At 32.9% G+C, this 328-nt stretch carries 1 rRNA gene; it reads right to left on the bottom strand.

Annotated features, from left to right (window positions below):
- Positions 1-79, bottom strand: a 5S ribosomal RNA gene (rrf, locus tag CCAND38_RS06625); the annotation flags it as partial.
- Positions 80-328: the final 249 nt, after the last annotated feature.

The following is a 328-nucleotide window of genomic DNA, read 5'->3' as shown; positions in this document are numbered from 1 at the left end:
GTAGTACCATCTGCGCTAAAAGGTTTAACTGCTCTGTTCGGAATGGTAAGAGGTGAGACCTTTCGCTATAACCACCTTAAATCGTTTAATTAGACAATAGTAATTAGGCAATAAACAATAGTTATAAATTCTATATGCTATAAGCTAACCGCTATACGCTAACCATAATACTTTTAACATATTAGGATAAAAAACATTTTTCAATACAAACTATTAGCTAAAAGCTATAAGCAATAAAATTTAAAAAAGAATCTGCGACGCAATAAGTCTACGGGTTATTAGTATCACTCGGCTATGACATTACTGCCGTTACACCTGTAACCTATCA

It is taken from the genome of Capnocytophaga canis (assembly GCF_000827555.1).
GTDB lineage: Bacteria > Bacteroidota > Bacteroidia > Flavobacteriales > Flavobacteriaceae > Capnocytophaga > Capnocytophaga canis.
This window is presented reverse-complemented; position numbering and strand designations above follow the sequence as displayed.